At 76.9% G+C, this 19,644-nt stretch carries 12 protein-coding genes and 1 tRNA gene; 2 read left to right on the top strand and 11 right to left on the bottom strand.

All coding sequences use genetic code 11. The features are described 5' to 3' along the window. Positions 1–18 precede the first annotated feature (18 nt). From INN71_RS08595 to INN71_RS08610, 4 genes are all read right to left on the bottom strand, one after another. Positions 19–2,346: a transglutaminase-like domain-containing protein gene (locus INN71_RS08595; protein WP_301800071.1), complete on the bottom strand. Its 2,328-nt coding sequence runs from the start codon at positions 2,344–2,346 to the stop codon at positions 19–21. Next, positions 2,343–3,512, bottom strand: a complete 1,170-nt coding sequence (locus INN71_RS08600) for a DUF58 domain-containing protein (RefSeq protein ID WP_277501194.1) — start codon at positions 3,510–3,512, stop codon at positions 2,343–2,345. The genes INN71_RS08595 and INN71_RS08600 overlap by 4 nt, the downstream gene beginning before the upstream one ends. Before the next feature lie 5 nt (positions 3,513–3,517). Next, positions 3,518–4,486 (bottom strand): MoxR family ATPase, encoded by a 969-nt coding sequence (locus INN71_RS08605; RefSeq protein ID WP_277501195.1) that lies wholly within the window; start codon positions 4,484–4,486, stop codon positions 3,518–3,520. A gap of 74 nt (positions 4,487–4,560) precedes the next feature. Beyond that, positions 4,561–10,776, bottom strand: a complete 6,216-nt coding sequence (locus INN71_RS08610; protein ID WP_277501196.1) for an Ig-like domain-containing protein — start codon at positions 10,774–10,776, stop codon at positions 4,561–4,563. A gap of 152 nt (positions 10,777–10,928) precedes the next feature. Here INN71_RS08610 and INN71_RS08615 point away from each other — a divergent pair, with 152 nt between their 5' ends. Together INN71_RS08615 and INN71_RS08620 are read left to right on the top strand one after the other, a co-directional pair. Continuing rightward, positions 10,929–12,083: an FHA domain-containing protein gene (locus INN71_RS08615; protein ID WP_277501197.1), complete on the top strand. Its 1,155-nt coding sequence runs from the start codon at positions 10,929–10,931 to the stop codon at positions 12,081–12,083. Continuing rightward, positions 12,080–13,567 (top strand): serine/threonine-protein kinase, encoded by a 1,488-nt coding sequence (locus INN71_RS08620; protein WP_277501198.1) that lies wholly within the window; start codon positions 12,080–12,082, stop codon positions 13,565–13,567. Before INN71_RS08615 ends, INN71_RS08620 begins: the two co-directional genes overlap by 4 nt. Positions 13,568–13,619: 52 nt before the next feature. Here INN71_RS08620 and INN71_RS08625 read toward each other — a convergent pair whose 3' ends face one another. The 7 genes from INN71_RS08625 to INN71_RS08655 all read right to left on the bottom strand — a co-directional run. Further along, complete coding sequence (locus INN71_RS08625) at positions 13,620–16,055, bottom strand: metallophosphoesterase (protein WP_277501199.1); 2,436 nt, start codon at positions 16,053–16,055, stop codon at positions 13,620–13,622. A gap of 247 nt (positions 16,056–16,302) precedes the next feature. Further along, positions 16,303–16,376 (bottom strand) — tRNA-Leu (locus tag INN71_RS08630). A gap of 53 nt (positions 16,377–16,429) precedes the next feature. After that, positions 16,430–16,984, bottom strand: a complete 555-nt coding sequence (locus INN71_RS08635; RefSeq protein ID WP_277501200.1) for a peptide deformylase — start codon at positions 16,982–16,984, stop codon at positions 16,430–16,432. After that, complete coding sequence (locus INN71_RS08640; protein WP_277501201.1) at positions 16,981–17,499, bottom strand: glycine cleavage system protein R; 519 nt, start codon at positions 17,497–17,499, stop codon at positions 16,981–16,983. Before INN71_RS08640 ends, INN71_RS08635 begins: the two co-directional genes overlap by 4 nt. A gap of 82 nt (positions 17,500–17,581) precedes the next feature. Continuing rightward, the gene (locus INN71_RS08645; RefSeq protein WP_277501202.1) at positions 17,582–18,499 is read right to left on the bottom strand and encodes an exopolyphosphatase; all 918 of its coding nucleotides are present in this window, start codon (positions 18,497–18,499) and stop codon (positions 17,582–17,584) included. Next, positions 18,496–19,053: a DUF501 domain-containing protein gene (locus INN71_RS08650; protein ID WP_277501204.1), complete on the bottom strand. Its 558-nt coding sequence runs from the start codon at positions 19,051–19,053 to the stop codon at positions 18,496–18,498. The genes INN71_RS08645 and INN71_RS08650 overlap by 4 nt, the downstream gene beginning before the upstream one ends. Positions 19,054–19,115: 62 nt before the next feature. Further along, positions 19,116–19,644, bottom strand: a 529-nt coding sequence (locus tag INN71_RS08655; protein WP_301800072.1) for a septum formation initiator family protein, incomplete at its 5' end; no start/stop codon positions are given.

Below are 19,644 nucleotides of genomic sequence, written 5' to 3' on the forward strand. Positions count from 1 at the left end.
TCCCTGCCGCCGGAGCCGTCAGGTGCGGCGGAAGCTCCGCAGGCTCGCCGCGGCGCGCAGGCGGCGGTGCCAGGGCACGCCGGCCCGCAGCTCCCGGCGTACCACCATCACCTGGTCCCAGTAGTCCGCGGCCACGCCGTCGGCGGGCGGGGTCGGACCGAAGACGTGGCCGTCGGCCGTGCGCGCCAGCGCCGGGGCGGCCGGCAGCGGCAGCGACCGGGCCTGCTCGCGCCGCGTGACGCCCGCGGCCACGGGCACACCGGTCCCCAGGTCGCGAGCGGCGTCGACGAGCTCGCGCCACGCGCCCACGAGGCGAGCCGAGGCCCGCGGGGCGCCCCGGCGGCGACGCCGGCGCCAGGCCTTGGCCCCCAGCACGAGCGCGAACCACAGCGCCACGAGCAGCAGCGGCCCGCCGACGATCCCCAGCGCCCACAGCACCCACGCCGGCAGCTCGGACCCGGTCTCCTCGGGCGAGCCTGCGCGGGCGTCGAGCTCGGCGTCGGTCTGGTCGGCGAGGCTGGAGGGCGGCGGCACGGGGGCCGGGGGCGGCACGACGGTGCCCGACATCTCCTGCTCGTTGAGCGGCGGGCGCTCGGCGGGCCGGTCGAAGTCCATGAAGGCCTCGGTCGGCAGCGTGCGCCACGACCCGTCGGCCACCTGCAGCTCGACCCACGCCTCGACGTGCTCGCCCCGCACCACGCCGTCGGCCGGGACGACCGCGCCGACGACGACCCGGGCGGGCACGCCGATGGCGTTGGCGACGAGGGCCATCGTGGCGGCGTACTGCTCGTCGTTGCCGGCCATCACCACGTCGTCGACGAACCCCTCGCCGAGACGGCCGCGGTAGTGCCCCGCGGTGTAGATCTTCTCGGCCTCGAGCACGCCGTCGGTGTACTTGCCGACGGTGCGCAGGTGGCGCGCGGCGGCGAGCACCCGGGCCATGGGCTCGGCCTCGCCGGCCGTCCACTGCACGGCCTGGGTGGCCAGGAACGAGGCGGCGGACGCGAGCGCGGGGTCCGGGGCGGCCGGCAGGTCGTCCTCGTCGAGGCCGTCGGCCCCCGCGGGCGGCACGACGGCCTCCAGCACGTAGGCGTCACCCGGTGCCAGCCCGCTCGGCACCACGCCCGTCGAGGTCGCCAGGTTGTAGCGGAACGAGTCCGCGGCCGCGTCCGCGCGAGGGCCGGCGAACCGCAGCTCGGTCAGCGCCCCCACGGTCGGCAGCCACACGCCGTCGTACCCCTCCCCCAGCTCGACGCGCACGTCCACCCGCTCGCCCTCGACGGGGTTGTCGATCGAGGTGGAGACGCGCTGGAACGACGCGCGGGTCACGCCGACGCCGTCCGTGCCGGCCGCCCGGTCCGCCGCCCCCCACACGACGCCGTCGTAGGAGTCGAGGGCCGCGAAGCGCACCCGGGTGCCCTCGGGCGCGCCGTCGAGGGTCATCAGCACCTGCTCGTAGCGGTTCGCCGCGTCGGGCTCGGGCATCTCGACGTACCGGCGGAAGGCGGCGAGGGGTGAGGGGTACTGCCCCACCTCGAACGGCGGGGAGACGTGCTCGCGCAGCACGAAGCGGTCGTCGTCGCCGACGGCCCACGACCCGACCGGTACGGCGAGCCCGCCCGCCACGGCGACGAGGGCGGCCGCCGTGAGGCCGCGCCGCAGCCGCCCGGCCGCGGGGCGGGTGCCGCCCGTCACGGTCGGTACGACGGGAGCGGCAGCCGCCGCACGGGCGGCCCCCCGCCGGGCGCGCAGCCCCGCGGCGCCGAGCGCGAGCGCCGCGACGGCGCCGCCCTGGAGCAGCACCGACGCCGGCGTGGCCACGCCCAGCAGCAGCACCACGCCGAGCACGAGGAGGGGCGCGGCGAGGACGAGCACGGCCTGCACCGCGAGCGGCGGGCGGCGCAGCCCGGCGGCGAGCACGGCAGCGAGCGCGCCCGCCGTGCCGAGGACGAACGGCAGCACCAGCAGCGGCCCGTCGCCGTCCACCGGCGGCAGGGTCGTCAGTGCGTCGCGCCACCCCCCGACGACGGCGTCGCCCAGCTGCTCGAGCGTGCCGGGCACCGGCAGGTACGGCGTGCCCCCCGCCGCGCGCAGGCAGAGCGGGCCGCCGAGCAGCACGACGCCCGCCGCGGCGAGCAGGACCGGAAGGGCGGGGGGCCAGCGGTGACGGCGCGCCAGCAGCGCGGACCCGGCGCCCAGCAGCGCCCCGACCGTGCCGACGAGGAGGAACTGGGCGCCCGTGAAGGTGCGGGCCAGGCCGGAGAGGGCGACGACGACGAGCACGACGAGCAGGGCGGCCTCGCCGAGGTCGCCGCGGGTGAGGCGCGAGCGCCGGGCCGCACTCACGACGCCCCCCAGCGCAGCAGCGGCGCGAGGTCGTCGCGGCGGGCCAGGGTCAGCACGGGCACGTCGCCCGCCTCGCGCACGTGCGCACGCGCGGCGGGGTCGACGAGCAGGCCGAGGCGGCGCACCTGCGGGCCGTGGGTCGCGGCCGCGCGCGTCAGCGTGGCGAACGACGTGCCGGTGCCGCCGAGCAGGAACAGCAGGCTGGTGTCGGGGGCGACCCGGGCGGCCTCCTGGGCGCCGGCGAGCAGCCCGCGGCCCTCCGTCGCGGCGCGGCAGACGGCGTCGAGCACCTGGTTGCCGTCGGTGCCCGTCACCACCTGGCGCCCGCACACGAACGTGGCCGCGAAGTCGTCGAGCGTGGCGCGGGCGACGATCGAGGCGGCGACGCCCATCGCGGTCTCCAGCTCGTCGTCGTCACCCCACGCGGCCGGGTCGTCGTCGACCACGACGGTGGCGTGGGAGCGGCGCGTGTCCTGGTACTGCCGCACCAGGAGCTGACCCACCTTGGCCGAGGAGCGCCAGTGGACGTGGCGCAGGTCGTCGCCCGGCGCGTACTCCCGCAGCGCGTGGAAGGCGAGGTCGCTCGACGTGACCGCGTCGGTGGTGACGCCCTCCAGGTCACGCAGCAGCCCCGCGCCGAGGGACTCCAGCGGCACCATCACGGGCCGCACGAGCACCTCCTGGACGTCGGTCCACACCACGTCGCGCGAGAACACGCCGACCGGGTCGCCGCGGCGGGTGGAGGCGGGGCCGACGGCGACGACGCCGCGCCGCTCGGTGCGCAGCAGCAGGTCCTCCAGGTGCGCGGCCCCCGGGCGCAGCGCGGGCAGGGCGTAGCGGTGCACCGACGCGCCGACCGGCAGCGCGAGCGTCACCGGCAGCAGCCGCCGGGACGCGGTGTTGGTGACCACGACGCCCACCGCGACGCTGGCCCCGGCGACCACCCGCCGCGGCTCCGCGGTGACGTCCACCCGCACCCGGGTGCGCCCCAGCACGAACGGCGCGGCCAGCACGAGCAGCAGCAGGCAGGCGACGGCGACGACCCCGGCCTCGCGCCAGCCCGCGACGACCGCGACGACCCCGGCGAGCACGCCGAGGCACGCGACCGCCCACCCCAGGGGGTCGACGACCGCGAGGGCGTGGCGCAGGGACCGCAGGGCGCGCACCGGTCTCAGGCCACCCGGTCGGTCGGGGGCGCGACCGCGTCGAGCAGCCGGCCGATGACGGTGTCGACCGTGACGCCGCCGAACTGCGCCTCCGCGTCGAGCAGCAGGCGGTGGCACAGCACCGGCTGTGCGAGCTCCTTCACGTCGTCGGGCACGACGTGGTCGCGGCCGTCCGCGGCGGCCCACGTCTTGGCGACGCGGATGAACGCCAGGCAGCCGCGCGCCGAGAGGCCGAGGCGCACGTGCGGGAGGCGCCGGGACTCCTCGGCGAGGTCCGCGACGTACCCGACGACGGCGGGGTCGACGTACACCTGGTCGGCGAGCCCGCTCATCTGCGCGACCACCTCGGCGGTGATGACCGGGGTCACCAGCGAGGCGCGGTCGCGCGTGCCGGCGTCGACGAGCAGCGCGACCGTGGAGGCGTGGTCGGGGTAACCGACCGAGGTCTTCATGAGGAAGCGGTCGAGCTGCGCCTCGGGCAGCCGGTAGGTGCCGGCCTGCTCGATCGGGTTCTGGGTGGCGACGACCATGAACGGGCGGCCGACGGGGCGGGGCTCGCCGTCGACGGTGACCCGGCCCTCCTCCATGACCTCCAGCAGGGCCGCCTGGGTCTTGGGCGAGGCGCGGTTGATCTCGTCGGCCAGCACGATGGTGTGGAAGATCGGGCCCGGGTGGAACTCGAAGGTGCCGCGGTGCTGGTCGTAGACGGTGACGCCCGTGACGTCGGAGGGCAGCAGGTCGGGCGTGAACTGGATGCGGGCGTGGCTGCCCTGCACCGTGTTGGCCAGCGCCCGGGCCAGCATCGTCTTGCCGGTGCCCGGGTTGTCCTCGAGCAGCAGGTGCCCCTCCGAGAGCAGGCAGGTCAGCGCGAGGCGGATGACGTGCCGCTTGCCGAGCACCGCCTTCTCGACGTTGTCGGTCAGCCGGTCGAAGGTCTGGCGGAACCACTCGGCCTGGTCGCGCGAGAGGGTCATGGGGCTCCTCGGTCAGTGGGGCGGGAGGGACGGGCTGGGGCTGGGGCGGGGCGGGGGCGGGGCTGGGACGGTCGCTAGTTCGGTGGCCAGGTGTACTCGGCCGAGGCGCTCTGCCCGTTGGCGCCGCGGCAGGTGGCCGTGATGCGGCCGTTCGGGAAGCCGTAGTACGCCGTGAGCTGGGTGCGGCCGTTGCCCGCGGCGGTGTAGGTCCTCGGGACCGTCGGGGAGATCGTGCAGGTGACCTGCGCGTTCTCGAAGTTCGTGGTGGTGAGCGCGACGCGGCCGCACGAGGCGTGGACGCACGCCTCGCCGTCCGAGGGCTGGCGCCGGCACGGGTTGGCCGTGCCGTCGAGGCAGCGGTCGCCGCGGCTGATGCTGAGCGTGGGGTTCGGGCGCGGCGGCGTGCGGGTCTCCGCGGAGGCCGTGACCGGGCCGCGGCTCGGCGAGCCGTCGCGCAGGGTGACCGTGATGCGGTGCGTGGCGTCGTACCCCGCGTCGATCGTGCGGGTCGTGCCCTGCCAGCCGTCCACGCCCGACGCGGTGAAGCGCTGCGTCTCGTCGCGCCCCGGGGCGGTGAGCCGCACCTCGACCTCGGCGGGGTCGCCGTTGGTGTCGACGCGCAGGTTCCAGCGCACCTGGTTGCCCTCGCGCACCGGGTCGATCGCCACGATGTGCTCGCGCCGCAGCGGGCCGTAGGTCTGCACCGACTGCTGGTCGGACGTCGTGCACGCGCCGGCCTCGTTGCAGAGCTCGAGGGAGGCGTTCGTCGGGCCGTCGTTGGACAGGCCGGTGATGGTGGTGTCGAGCCGGCCGCGGACGTCGCCCTCGAAGCGCGTGACGCCGCCGGCGACGACGCGCACGCGCGAGGTGGCGCCCCGCGACCCGGGCACGTCGGCCTGGACGCGGGCCGAGCCGTCGGCGCCCGTGGGCGTGATGGTCCAGGCGCCCCACTCGGCCGGGCGGCCCACGGCGGTCCACGACGCGGCGGCCCCCGCGGTCGACACGGCGTCGTCCGCGCCGCCGTTGTTGGTCGCGACCACGTCGTAGGAGTAGGTGCGCCCGTCGTAGGTGAGGCCCGCGTCGTCGCAGCTCGTGGTGGTCTGGTTCGTGCACTGCGCCAGCGGCGTGCCGTCGCGGCGCACCGTGTAGAGCAGCGGGGCGGGACCGTTGGGCGCGACGGGGTCCCACCGCAGCGTCACCGCGCCCGCGTCGCCGGGCGTGCGCTGGTCGGTGACCGTCGGCGCTCCCGGGGCGCCCGGGGCGCCGATGGACTGGAACGCGGCGCTGCGCACGGCCGGGCCCTCGCGGTAGGCGTTCTCGGCCGACACCGTGAACTGGTAGGCCCGGGAGTTGTCGAGCCCGGTGACGACCACCCCGGGCGTCGTCGTCTGCGTCTGGCCGCCGGGCCACTGCACGTAGTAGCGCTCGATGGCGGAGGTCTGCGTGGTCGGCTCGGTCCACTGCAGCGTGACCGTGCGGTCGCCGCGCGCGACCATGCGCACCTCGCCGACCGCGCCGGGCGGGGCGTCGGGCGTGGCGGGCGCCGACGTCGGGCTCCACTCCGACCAGCCGACGGCGTTCTGGGCGCGGACGCGGAAGGAGTAGGGCTCGCCGTTGGTGAGGCCCGTGATGTCGCACCGGGTCGCGGGGCACGTCTGGGTGCCGCCCGCGTGGGCGACCTCGTAGGTCTGCACGGGCGCGCCGTTCGGCTCGGGCGCCGTCCACTGCAGCCCCACCTCCTGGCTGCGCACGCCGGGGACCGGCACCGGCGCGGCCGGCGTGTCGGGCCGGTCGAGCACCTCGACGGAGATCGTGCCGGTCGCCTGCCGCTCGGGGCCGCCGTCGGGCACGTCGCTCATGGTGACCGTGAACTCGGCGCGGCCGTCGACGCGGTCGGCCGTGGTGATCCGCACGGACGCGTCGCCGTCGGCCTCGGCGCCGACGCCGTCGGGGCCGGCCGTGCGCTCGACGCCGAGGATCGTGGGGCGGGCGTCGTCGACCCCGACGGTGAGGTAGGGGGCGAGGTCGACCACGCGCTCCTCGCCGGCCCGCAGGTCGCTGACCGACACAGGGGCCAGCGTGGGCCGCGGGGCCTCCACGACGCGCAGGGTGAGCACGCCCGGCTCGCTGGCCCCCGAGGTGAGCGACAGCCGGGCCTCGTCACCGGGCCGGGCCGTCGCAGCGGCCGCGACGGTGATGATGGGACCGCTGGGCTCGATCACGGAGAGGCCGTCGACGGAGGTCTCCCAGTCGGCGTCGAACGACAGGCCCTCGTCGGGGTCCGCGGTCCACACGTGGCAGCGGGCGGCGACGTCGAGGTCGACCTCCTCGCCCTGCACGACCTCGACGGGGGCCGCGGGGCAGCTGAGGATCGGGACGCTCTCGCCGACCTGCACGGGGATCGACACGACGGCACGGACGCCCTCGGGGTCGTCGACCCCGGTGCCCGTCGTGACCTCGGCGACCACGGCGGCCGGACCGGCGTACCCCGCGACCGCGCTCACCTCGAACGCGCCGGTGCCCGTCACGCGGGCGCTGACCTGGGCGGCCGGGGAGGCCCAGACGCGGTCGGACAGCGTGAACGCCACCTCGCCGCCGGCCGGGTCGGCCACCAGGTCGGCCAGCTCGCCCGTGGTGCTGCCGCCCGGGTCGACCTCGACGAGGGCGTCGTCGAGCACGTACGGCGCACCCTCGCTCGCCGCGGGCACGAACAGCGACGCCAGCGCGGCCCCGCCGGTGCCGTCCTCGACGCGGAACCCGACGACGACGGGGTGCGCCGCGCGCACCACCTCGACGGCCCGCCCGTCGGTCGAGGCCTCGACGTCCGCGGGCGCGAAGACGTCGGTGACGACCAGCTGCTCGTCGTCGCCGTCGGGGTCGAAGGCGTCGACGAGCACGTCGACCTCGACGCCCGGGCCGCTGTCGGCCTCGCCGTACGCGTCGGGCACCACGGGCGGGTTGTCGTACGGCGTGAGCGCCCGCACCCGCACCGTGGCCCGGGAGGAGGACAGCCCGTTCGACACCTCGTAGACCACCTCGACGACGTCTCCGGCGCGCTCCGGCGCCGGGACGCGCAGCGGCCCCGCCTCCGCGCCCAGCTCGACGCCGGGGGGCGGGTCGACGAGGGTCACGTCGACCCGGTCGCCGGGGGCCACGAGGTCGTTCGCGAGCACGTCGACGCGCAGGTCGCGGCCCGGCTCCACCGTGACGGCGTCGTCGACCGCGAGCGGGGGCTGGGTCTCCCCCGGCGACACGACGGCCACCCGGACGCGGCCGGTGGCCACCTCGCCGTACGGGTCGGTGACGGTGTAGGTGAACTCGTCGGTGCCCGCGCTGCGGGGGTAGGCCTGGTACTCGATCGTGTCGGCGCCGAACCCGAGCACCCGGCCCAGCCCGGGGGCCGCGCCGATGCCGGTCACGGTGACGGGGTCGCCGTCGGGGTCCACCCCGCCGGCGGGCACGCGCAGCAGGAGGCGCTCGCCGGCCACCGTGCGGCCCTCAAGCACGGGCGGCGCGGGCGGGCGGTTGGCGGCCTCGACGGGAAGCACCGTGACCTCGACCCGGCCCGGCGCCCGCTCGCCGGCGGCGTTCGTCGCGACGTACGTGACCTGGGTGCTGAGGGTGTCGGTGAGCCCGGCCGGGGCGGCGTAGCGCACCTGGGCGCCGGAGACGAACGCGCGGCCCGGGTCCTCGGCCGTGCCGTCCGCCGAGACCACCGCGAGCTCGCCGCGCGGCAGCCCCTCGGCCTCGGGGGCCAGGGCCAGGGCGTCGCCGGCGGGGCTGAAGTCGTTCTCCAGCACCGGCACCGTCGCCACCGCGCCCGAGCGCACCACGAGGCGGTCGGTCTGCGTCACCGGGGCCGTGTCGTCGGGCGCGGGCCGCTGGGAGACGACGACCTCGCCGGTCACCGACGCCGCACCGTTGCTCACCGTGTACTCCACGACCTGCGGGTTCGGGCTGAGCGAGGCGCCGCGGGCGGCGACCTGCAGCCAGCGACCCTCCACCACGGCGACGTCGAGCTGGTCGGCCGTGCGGGCCCGCGCCGCCTGCACGACGAGCAGGCCGCCGCGGGGGTCGACGTCGTTGCCGAGCACGTCGACGGTCGACGACGCCTGGCCGTGCAGCGTCACCTGGTCGGGCACGGCGACCGGCGGGGCCGGCGGGTCCTGCGGCGCCTCGACGTCGACCCGCACCTGGCCACGGGCCGGCTCGGCGTTGCCGTACGCCGCGTCGTAGTCGAGGAAGTAGGTGCGCGCCCGGTCGGCCCGGAACGAGAGCGTGCCGCCGACGAGGTCGGTCTCCACGCGCGCGTCGCCGCTCGCCGTCACCGGGCCCGCGAGGGCCAGCTCGGCGTCCGGCGTGCCCGGGTCGGAGCCGGGGAGGTCGTTGCCCAGGGGGCGGATGGTGATGACCTCGCCCACCTCGCCGGCCACGACGTCCGGCTCGGCCGTCGCGGGCAGCGCCTCGCGCTCGGTGCGGTCCTGCACCCGGAAGGTCAGCTCGTCGGTGACGGATCCGCCGAGGCCGTCGGCGACGGTGTAGGAGACGGTCTGCACTCCGGTGCTCTGGCCGGCCTCGAAGCGCACGCGGCCCGACCCGGTGGGCCGCGCGAGCGCCGTGCCCGTGGGGTCGGCGTCGACGACGGTCCCGGTGAGGGTCAGGGGGTCGGAGTCGAGGCTGTCGCGCCAGTCGGGCAGCACGGGCACGTCGAGCACGCCGCCGGCCGGCACGACCCACTCCCGCGGGGTGTAGCCGGCACGCGGGTGCGGATCGTTGTTCTCCCCCGCGCGGCGGGTCTGCACGGTGACCGTCGCGTGCGCGGCCGGGACGTCGGCGCGGCCGTCGTCGATGTGGTACTCGAACGTCGTCGTCGGGCCGGCGTCCTCGGGCAGGCGCACCTGGACGGTCTGGCCGTCCGGGCTGATCGTCAGGTCCACCGCGTTGCCGACCGGCGCGTCGACGGAGCGGATGGCCAGCAGCCGACCGTCGGGCGCGGTGTCGTTGTCGAGCGGGTGGAGCACCGCCGTCTGGCCGGGCCGGGCGCCGACGACGTCGGGGTTGGCGACGGGCGGACGCCGGTCGCCCTCGGCCTCCGCCTCGTCCTCCTCCGCGTCGTCGGTGTCGGTCACGCGCTGGCGGAAGGCGTCCCAGTTGTCGAGCCGGGCGGGCTGGTCGGAGTCCACGTCCCACACGGCGCCGCTGCTGCGGTCGTTGAGCACGACCTGGCCCCGGTTCGTGCGGAACACGAGGTCGCTGGCGGCGGTCGCCAGGGGCACGACGTCGCCGCCCGCTCCCCCGTCGCACCGCGTGGCGACCGACGCGTCGGGGCCGGACCACGCGCCGTACCGGCACGCGCCCAGCCGCACGGGCTCGGTCGGCGCCCCGGAGGCGCCCTCGACGAGCAGGGTGGTCGAGCCCTCGGGGCCCAGCGGCACCTCGCGCAGTCCGCTGCCGGTCGCGACCAGTACGCCGGACGCGTCGGGACCGGGCTGCTGCAGCACCGCGTCGCCGGCGAGGTCGTCCAGCTCGACCTCGAGCGTGCCGTCGTCGGCCGGCACCAGCAGCCGCTCGGCCCCCGGGTCGAGGACCACGGGGCGCTCGCCCACGACGGTGAGCGACGCGTCCTCGCCGAGGTCCTCCGCGCCGTCGAGCTCGACCGTGCGCGGGTCCGCCGTGCCCGCCGCGTCGACCCGCACCTCGGTCAGGGTCCCGCTCGACGGCGCCAGCACCCAGGCGGTGCCGGTCGTGGAGACCGCGAGACGGGTGCCGCCCTCGACCACGTGCCCGGGGTCGAGCTGGCGGTCGAGCGCCGCGACCGGCGCGTAGACCCCGCCGTCGACCCGCTGCGCCCACAGCCCGCCGGTCGCGGGGTCGAGGACCGCCGCGGTGCCGCCGGCGAGGCGCACCTGGGCGCCGGGCGAGAAGGCGGCCTGCTCGCCCTCGGGGTGCTGCACGGTCGCCGGGTCGATCGGGGAGAGCACGCCCGCGCTCGTGTCGACACCGATGACGGCCGCGCCGTCCTGCACCACGTCGAGCTGGGCGCCGACCTGGCCGAAGAGCGCGCCGTCGAGCTGGCCGACGGGCTTATTGATGCGGCCCCAGGCGGAGTCGGCGTCGTTGGTGACCCACACGCCGCCGTCGTCGAGGTCGGCCTCGTGGGTGGTGAAGCCGTCGGCGGTGGCGGCGTGGACGACGAAGGCGACGAGCGCGACGACCAGCGCCAGGGTGCTCGCCAGCGTCGCGCGGCGGCGTCCGCCCCGCGCGACCGATCCGACCCTCCTGGTGCCCACGTCCCCCACGCCCCGACTCGTGCCGCGTACCCGGCGGTGCAGCCTAGATCACCCCGGCGACCACCGCGAAGGGAACGCGTCACCCTCGCGGTCCCCGGCCGCGGGCGGCGCGTCATGATGTCCCGGACGGTCGAGGCGCGGGGGGTGCAGCGGTGACGGACGAGGTCGCGTACGACGCGGGCGACCGCGTGCTCGTCGGCGACGGCACGCGCTGGCTGCTGGTGGACCTCCCGTTCCCGCCGTCGGGCGAGGACGCCGACCTCGTGCGGGCCCTGTGGGACCACGCGGGGGCGCCCGACGCCGTCGAGCGCTGGGTGCGCCTGCTCGAGCGGCCCAGCCGCGCACTGCCCGACCACGCCGCCCTCGACACCGGGGGCGCGACCCCGCGCACCGCCACCCACGGCTCCGGGCGCGCCGAGCGGCGCGACGGCGGGTGGGAGCTGCGGCTCGGCCCCGCGGGCGGGGACACCGACCCGTCCGGCGGCTTCCTCCGCTCCGGGGTCACCGGCGCCCGCCGGGCCCGGGTACGGCGCGCCGCACCCGCCGCTCCCCCGTCCCCGGCGCGGCCGACAGGACCGGCCGGGGACCTCATCGCGGCGATCCCGGCGGAGATCCTCGCCGCCACCGGCCCCGCCGTACCCCCGGGTGCGGACCTCCGCGCGATCGACACCTCCGAGCCCGCCGGCGACCCGGGCCTGCGCGGCGCGACCTCCCTGCGCCGCTCCCCGCGCCCGCCGGCCGCCCCCGGCGACCACGACGGCGCGACGGTGCACCGCGGCGCGGACGCCCACTTCCACCCGTCCACCGCCGAGACGGTGCTGGGCGTGCGCTGCGTCGCGGGCCACGCCACGCCGCCGACGTCGACGACCTGCCGCTGGTGCGGGGCGCCCGTGCCCGAGTCGGCGCCGCAGCGCCTGCCCCGGCCCGCGCTGGGCGTGCTGCGCCTGCCCACCGGCGAGCTCGTGCCGCTCGACCGCGGGGTGCTGCTCGGCCGGCGACCCGTCGCCCCACCGGGGGGCGACTGGCCGCACCTGGTGCACCTGCCGGGCGACTCGACGTACCTCTCGCGCACCCACCTGCAGGTGCAGCTCGACGGGTGGCACGTGCTGGTGCGGGACCTGTCGTCGCGGGGCGGCACCACCCGCTACGTCCCGGGTCGGCCCGGGGAGCGGCTGCGCCCCGGTGAGGACTACCTCCTCGAGCCCGGGCACGTGCTCGACCTGGCCGACGTCTACGAGGTGCACTACCAGATCCACGGCGAGGTGCCGGCCGGCTCCGGTGGCGGGCCGCAGGGAGAGGCGCGATGAGCGGACCCACCATCCCCGGCTACACGTTCGTGCAGCACCTGGGCAGCGGCGGCTTCGCGCACGTCTTCCTCTACGAGCAGGAGTGGCCGCGCCAGCGCGTCGCCATCAAGGTCGTGCGCCCCGACGTGCCGCTCACCGAGCGCGAGAAGCGGCTCTTCACCGCCGAGGCCGACGCGATGGCGCGGCTGGCGGACCACCCCTACATCGTCTCGGTGATCACGGCCGGCATCACCAGCCCGGCGGACGGCTCGCGGCCCTACCTCGTCATGCGCTACTGCCCGCCGCCCGACCTGGGGCTGCGGGTGCGGACCCGACCGCTGTCGGTGCCCGACGCCGTCGCGACCGGCATCAAGCTGGCCAGCGCCGTCGAGACCGCCCACCGCGCCGGCATCCTGCACCGCGACATCAAGCCGTCGAACGTGCTGGTCACGACCTACTCCGAGCCGGCGCTGTCCGACTTCGGCATCGCGGGCCGGGTCGCCGACGTGCACACCGACGCCGAGGTGCGGATCTCCTACCCGTGGACCGCGCCCGAGCTGCTCGAGGGCACCTCGAACGGCTCCGCGGCCTCCGACGTCTACTCCCTCGGCGCGACCATCTGGAACCTGCTGGTGGGCCGCTCGCCGTTCTCGATCCCCCAGGGCGACAACTCCACGCCGGCGCTCAGCGCCCGCATCCTGCACTCGCCGCCGCCGTCGACCGGTCGCACCGACGTGCCGGCGGCCCTCGACCGGCTCCTGCAGCAGGCGATGGCCAAGCACCCGGCGCACCGGCCCGCCTCCGCGCTCGAGCTGGCCCGCTCGCTGCAGCAGGTCGAGAGCGCGGCCGGCTACGCCCGCACGGCCATCGCGGTGGAGGCGCGGCCCGACGACGGGGCCCCAGGTGCTGGGGGCGGCCCGGGTGCTGCGGGCGGGCACGACGTGCTCGACCCCGACGTCACCTCGGTCAAGCCGCTCACGGTGGTCTCCGCGTCCGGCCCCCGGTCGCTGTCGACGGACCGCGGCCGCACCGGCGGCGCCGCGGGCGGTACGACGGGGGGCCCGGGCGGCGCGCCGGGGTCGGCCGACGCGGACGATGAACCGCTGGGGCGCGGCGTCCTCGTCGCGTCCGCGCTCGGCGTCGCGGCGCTGCTGCTCGCCGCCGGCGGCCTCGTCTGGTGGCAGTCGGGCGGCGGGGGCGAGGAGCCGGTGGCCACGCCCACCTCGACGGCCGCCACGACCCCGGGCGCCCTCGCGCCCGACGCCCCCGTCGACCCGCCCGAGCTGGTCGCCGCCCCCGAGGCCGGGGGCGTGCGCTTCAGCTGGACCGCGCCGGGCGTGCGCCCCAGCGACACGTGGGAGTACCGCGTGCCGGCGACCGGGCAGGGCGCTCGCACCTCCGACACCTCCGTCGTCGTGCCGGTGGCCGAGGGCCGCACCTGCCTGCAGGTGCGCCAGATCCGCGGGGGCTACACGTCGCCGTGGGCCGACCGCTGCGCCGACTGAGCGCAGCGGCCGGCCCACGGTGGGGCCCCGACGTGCGGGGCCCCGGGGTGGGTCAGCGCCCGTAGGCAGCGACCCGGATGCGGTACAGGCCGTGCTCGCGGGCCTGGGCGTGCGCCGCCTCCCACGAGGACGCCGGGATGCGCACCGAGCGCGCGGCGATCTGCGCCAGGTGGCGCGCGTCGCCCTGGGCGAGCGGGAGGGCCCGCGCGTCGAGGTGGGCGTCGTACGCCTCGAGGTTCCCCTGGGCCACCCGCTCGGCGGAGGACTCGGCGTACTCCTCGGCGCAGGCCTGAGCCTCCTCCGCGGTGGGCCGGGTGCAGCTGCGGGTCGCGACGGCGCCCGCCGTCAGGGTGCGGGACCACTGGCCGGCGCGGGTCGCCTCGCGGCGCGCCGTGACGTACACGTTGCCGGTGCCCGTCATCGTCCACTCCCGGCCCCGGGCGCGGGCCGTCACCGGCACCTGGATCGACGTGCGCAGCGCCGTCGCCGACGCGGCCGCCGATGCGTCACCCGAGACCCGGCCCGTCACGCTGGCCTCGCTCGTGACCGTGGCCGTCACGGGACCCGGCTCGGGCTCGGGGTCCGTGGCGGGACGCCCGATGGAGAACACGTCGATCACCTTCGGGGCGACGTCGGGGGTGCGCACGTCGAAGGAGTACGTCGTGATCTCCCCCGAGCCGGTGTCGAGCTTCGTGAACACGGCCAGGTTGTTGTCCTGCACGTAGGGCAGCGGGGTGCCGGCCTCGTTCGTGTAGGGCGCGACGTTCGGCACGATCGGCTCGAGACCGCCGGGGTTGTCCTGCGCCCAGTAGTTCGCGGCGTCCCACGGGGCGGGCGGGACCGGGCGGCTGCGCCCGCTGAGCGGGTGGTACGCGCCGTACGAGTTGCCCGTGTTGGAGGTCTCGAGGAAGTTCGTCGTGCCGTTGTCGGCCACGAAGCGGTTCCACAGGTGGCTGTGGCCGTTGTGCACCAGGTCGACCCCGGCGTCCTCGAGCAGCGGCTGCAGGTCGTAGAGCAGCTCGTTCTCCGTGGCCGGGTACTCGTAGCGGACACCCACGAGGTTGCCGGCGTCGTCGCGCTCCTCGATGCGCTGCGGGTCGGCGAACTGCGGCATCACGTTGTCGCCGAGGCCCTGCGGGCCCTCGTGCAGCATGACCACGCGGTAGCGGGCGTCGGTGAACTCCTCGCTGGCGAGCTCGTCCTGCAGCCAGGCGTACTGCTCGCTCGAGGCGTCGACGGCCTCGAAGATGTGCTCGCCGTAGCCCTGCGCCAGCGGCGCCTCGAGGGTGCCGCGCGCCTCCTGGTAGCGGCTCGACGCGGTGCGGGCCGCCGGGTCGGGCGTCGCCGTCGTGCCCCGCCAGATGCGCGTGGAGTAGAGCGAGACCAGGCGGACGTCGCCGACCGTCGTCGCGTAGTAGGTCTCCCCGCCCGGCGAGGTGTCGGGCAGCGAGAAGATCTCCTCGTAGGTGGTCGTCGAGAACGAGTTGTCCTCGATCCACCGCTCGCGCACCGCCGGGTCGCCCGACGGGTTCACGTCGGCGGCCACGGCCTCGTACGCCGTCTCCGCGACGGACCGCGGGACGGGGGCGTTGAAGGAGGCGCCGAGCGCCGTGGCGCCGGCGCGGCGACCCTGCACCTCGTGGTTGCCGACCGCCGGGTAGAGCGGGGCGTTCTGCACGATCTCGCCGCCGGCGTAGCTCACGCCGCCCGTCGAGGTGCGGCCGCCGTTGCCCTGCAGCACCGGGAAGAAGCCGGAGCCGCGGGTGTCGTCGAACCACTCCGAGGCGCGGTCGGGGATGTTGACGAGGTCGCCCGCGAGGAAGACGGCGTCGATGTCGCCGATGGTGGCGGCCGCCTGCTGGAGGTTGGCGGGGGTGTTGACCATCGCCTGGTGGTCGCTCGTGAGCAGGATGTCGAGGTCGTCGCCCGCGCGGGCGGCCGGCTGCAGGGTGAAGGTGCCCGAGCCCGCCGTCGCGGAGCCGTCGAGGCTGACGACGCGGTAGGGCACCTCGGCGCCCGGCGCCAGACCGGTCACGGCGGCCTCGTGGCGCCACACGTCGCGATCGACGATGCCGTCGGCCTGGGCCGGCTTCACCGGGACGTTGGACTGGAAGTCCTCGGCGACCCGCGAGAGCTGCGACGTCGCGGCGGACACGACGGCGACACCCGGGTACGTCGTGCCCGAGGCGGCGGCGGCGAGATCGGCCGCGCCGAGGCCCGCGACGCCCTCGCCGACGAGGACGGCGTGGCGCGAGCCGGTGAACTCGGTGAACCAGACGACCGACACGCCGTCGGCGGTCGGCGCCTGCAGGAACGGGTCGCTCAGCAGGGCCCGGTCGCCGACCGGGTCGGAGGAGGCGGCGGCCGCTGCGGCGGACGGGGCCGCGGTGGCGGTCGCGGTGGTCGGGGCGACCACGGTCAACGCTCCGGTCGCCGCCAGGCAGCAGGCCGCGGCGGCGAGACCTCGCCGCGCTCGGGAGTGGGTCATCAGGTACCTCTCGGTGTCGTCGGGCGGGCGCGCGCGACGCACGGCGGAGCAGCCCGCAGCGACACTGCTGCGGGCGGGGGCGAGGTTCGGGGCCTCCCCCGGGCCGACGTCGACGCGCGGTCGTGACGCTGTCGACGCCGGGCGACGGCGAGGTGAACGGGTGGCCGCCGGGCAGGGCCCGGAGGGGGAAGCGTCACCCGGGCGGGTGAGGTGTCGCTCACGCGCCGCCCGGGGAGAGGACGGACGGTGCCCCCGGCGGGACTCGAACCCGCACCACGCCGTTTTTAAGACGGCTTCCTCTGCCGGTTGGGACACGGGGGCCGACGGGCCGGCGGGAGGGCCGGCCCGGGTGCTGCTGGTCTGCTGCGGGACTGCTACAGGTAGGTCTTGCGCTGGTAGATCGCGTGGGCGCCGGCGACCCGGTCGAGGAAGAGCAGGCCGTCGCAGTGGTCGATCTCGTGCTGCAGGGCGCGGGCCTCGAACGCGTTGGCCGTCACCTCGACCTCCTCGCCCGTGCCGGGCAGCTGGCCGCGCACCACGATGCGGGTCGGGCGCTTCACGTCCCCGGTGAGGTCGGGCACCGACATGCAGCCCTCCCGCGCCTTCTCGTTGCGGCTCGACGAGACGACGACCGCGTTGCAGAGCACGAACGTGCCGTGGTGGTCGCGGGTCTTGGGGTGCGCGGAGACGTCGACGCAGAACACCTTCGCGCCGACGCCGACCTGCGGGGCGGCGAGGCCCACGCACCCGGGGCTGACCCGCATGGTGGCGACGAGGTCGGCCGCGAGCTGCACGGTCTCCGGCGCCGTGGGGTCGACCTCCACGCCGACCGCCGACAGGACGGCGGCGGGGGCGCGCACCACGTCGAGCACGCGGCCGTCCGCCGCCAGGTCGCTCTCGGTCCAGGCGGTGACCTGCTCGTCGCTCACAGCTCGTCGGCCTCCGCGGCGCGCAGCGTGACGCCCACGCCGAGCGCGCCGGCGGCGGAGTCGAGCGCGGCCCGCAGGGCGTCGACGTCGACGGTCGTGGGCAGGTCGACCTCGGCGAGCAGCACGTAGAGGTCCCCGGACAGACGGGTGGTGAGGTCGGTGACGTTGCCGCCGACCTCGGCGACCACGCCGACCACGGTGGACACGATGCCGGGCCGGTCGCCGCCGTGGACGGTCAGCACGTACGGCGCACCCGCCGCCGCGCCCGCCTGCTCGGCCGGGACCTCGCGCACGGTCACCGTGAGGGTGCCGTCGGCGCTCAGCTCCTCCAGCGCGCCCGCGATGCGGCTCTCCGTGGCGCCACCGGCGCACACGAGGGTCATCGCGAAGTGGCCGCGCAGCAGCGTCATCGAGGTGTCCTCGATGTTGAGCCCGAGGTCGGCGAGGAGCGCCGTGGTCTGGGCGATGATGCCGGGGCGGTCGTGGCCGAGGACGGTGATGGCGTGCTGCGTCACCGGGGCATCCTCTCAGCCCGCGCGCGCGGGCGCACCTCGGCCGGGCTCAGGCTCAGGCTCAGGCTCAGGGCCAGGCTCCGGCTCAGGCGAGCGACGCGGCGATGCCGTCGAGGATGTCGGCGACCGACAGGGTGATGGTGTCCACGCCGGCGCGGGCCAGCACCCGGTCGAGGATGACGGCCCCGGCCCCGATGACGTCCGCGCGCCCCGGGTGCATCACGGGCAGCGCGCGGCGCTCCTCGACGGACAGGGCGAGCAGGCGCGCGACCTCGTCACCGACGGCGGCACGGTCGACGACGGCCTGGTCGATCCGGGCGGGGTCGAAGGCCGGCAGCCCCAGCGCCCCGGCGCCGACGGTGAGGGCGGTGCCGGCGACGCAGACCACCTGGGCGGCGCGCGCCGGGTCCACGGGGCTCGCGTCGAGGGCGGCCTCGACGTCGGCCACGCACGCGGCCACCTCGTCGGGGGTCGGCGGGTCGGAGTGCAGGTGGCGTTCGGTGAGGCGGACCGAGCCGACGTCCATCGAGTGGGCCTCCCGCGCCACCAGCGCGCCGGTGGGGTCGGCCGGGTCGCGGTCGCCGAGCACGAGCTCGGTGGAGCCGCCGCCGATGTCGACGACCAGGACGGGCAGGGCGGGCTCGTGGCGCAGGTTGCGCACCGCGCCGGCGAAGGACAGCTCGGCCTCCTCCGCACCCGAGAGCACCTCCGGCTCGACGCCGAGCCGCTCCAGCACCCCGGCGCGGAACACGTCGGCGTTGGCGGCGTCGCGGGTGGCCGAGGTGGCGCAGAACCGCACGCGCTCGACGCCGTGCTCGCGGAGCAGGACGGCGTACTCGTCGAGCGCCGTGAACGCCCGCTCCAGCGCCGCGTCGGCGAGGCGGCCGGTGCGGTCGACGTCCTGGCCGAGCCGCACCATGCGGGAGGTGCGCAGGACGGCGCGGGTCGGCGTACCCATGAAGAGCTTGATCGTGTTGGTGCCGCAGTCGACGGCGGCGATCACGACGCCGCACCCTCTCCGGCGGCGGCGGCGTCGGCGGTGGCGGTGGCGGTGGCGTTGGTGGCGGCGGTGACGCACGGCCCGCTGGCCCACCAGGCGCCGAGGGCGTCGAGCACCTCGTCGCCGAGCGGGTTGACGCCCCGGCCCTGGGCGAGGGACTGGCCGGCGAGCACGTGGAGGCACTTGACGCGGTCGGGCATGCCCCCGGCGGAGATGCCCGCGATCTCCGGCACGCCGCCGACGCGGGGCTCGAGCTCGGCGCGCGCCGCGAGGTAGCGATCGTGGGCCGCCGCGTACGCCGCCGCGAGCTCGGGGTCCTCGCCGAGGCGGGTCTGCATCTCCTTCATCGTGCCGCCGCCCTCGAGCGTGCCGATGCGGGACGCGGCGCGGGGGCAGGTCAGGTAGTACGTCGTGGGGAACGGCGTGCCGTTCGGGAGCCGCGGCAGGGTCGTGACGACGTCGGGGTTGCCGCACGGGCAGCGGTGGCCGACCTCGGCGATGCCGCGGGGCTCCCGGCCGAGCTGCGCGGTGATCGCGGCGCGGTCGGGCGCGGTGATCGCCTCGGCGGGCTCGGCGGGCTCGGCGGGCTCGGCGGGCGGCTGGGCGCCGGGCGCGTCGCTCACTCGGTCTCCTCGGGGGTGGGCGCCGGGATGGACGCGGCGGGGGGCGGGTCGGCCGCGGCCGCGCCCTCGGGGTCGCCGGCCGCCTCCACGGAGTCCCACGCGGTGTCCCACCAGGCCGTGGTGACCTCGTCGTCGGGGCGGTCGACGGGCTCGGACAGGGTGCTGGTGGCGTCGAGCGGCGTGCCGTCGGGCTGCACCACGACGTACGAGGTCTCCCCCGGCATCACGTAGTCGAGCCGCTCGCGGGCCTGCGTCTCGACGTACGCCGGGTCCTCCCAGCGCCGCTTCTCCCGCTCGAGCTCGTGGATCTCGGCCTGCGTCGCGTCGATCTGGGCGCGCAGGTCGTCGAGGTGCTCGCGCTGGGTCAGGTAGGCCCGCAGGGACGAGGCGTAGGAGACCGTCAGCACGGCGAGCACGAGCACGAGGATCGCGGCGCGGCCGGTGAAGCGGGGACGGCGCGGCGCGGCGCCGCGACCGGCGGCGGGACGGCGGCTCGCCCCGCCCCGCGCGGCCGGGCGCGACCGG

Origin of the sequence: Nocardioides sp. ChNu-153, from assembly GCF_030466625.1 — a bacterium.
Taxonomy (GTDB): Bacteria; Actinomycetota; Actinomycetes; order Propionibacteriales; family Nocardioidaceae; genus Nocardioides.